Origin of the sequence: Amycolatopsis orientalis DSM 43388 (genome assembly GCF_000411975.1) — a bacterium.
GTDB classification, from domain to species: domain Bacteria; phylum Actinomycetota; class Actinomycetes; order Mycobacteriales; family Pseudonocardiaceae; genus Amycolatopsis; species Amycolatopsis orientalis_D.
This window is the reverse complement of sequence record NZ_ASXG01000043.1, coordinates 1-510: the sequence shown is the minus strand read 5'-3', so window position 1 is coordinate 510 and position 510 is coordinate 1. Positions and strand designations below refer to the sequence as shown.

The 510-nt window shown below is 85.5% G+C and carries 1 pseudogene; it reads right to left on the bottom strand.

The annotated features are described in order from the left end of the window. Positions 1 to 510 (bottom strand): annotated as a pseudogene (locus L942_RS07700) (translation initiation factor IF-2); the annotation flags it as partial.

Below are 510 nucleotides of genomic sequence, written 5' to 3'. Positions count from 1 at the left end.
GCCACCGCCGCCCGGACGACCGCCGCCGCCACCGGGACGGCCGCCGCCGCCGGGACCGCCTCGGCCGCCGGCCGGTCCGGCCGGACGGGCGCGGCCCGGCATCATGCCGGGGTTCGGGCGCGGGGGCATGTTGCCCGGGCTGGGCCGGTTGCCGCCGCCCTGGCCGCCGCCGGGACGCGGCGGACGGGTGTCGCCGCCCTGGCCGCCGCCCGGACGCGGGGGACGGTTGTCGCCGCCCTGGCCGGGGCCGGGGCGCGGGGCGGGCGGACGCGGGGCCGGGGCCCCGGAACCGACGCCGAACGGGTTGTTGCCGACCCGCGGGGTGCGCGGACCGGGCTTCGGGCCGCCGGGCTTGGGGCCCTGCGGCTTGGGCGGCACGACCGAACCGGCGGACGCGGCGTCCTGCTGCTTCGGGGCCGGCTTGGGCGCGGCGGGCTCGGCCTTGGCGGCCGGGACCTCCTGCGCCGGGGCCGGCTGGGCCGGCGCGGCCGGGCGCGGACCGGGGCGCGG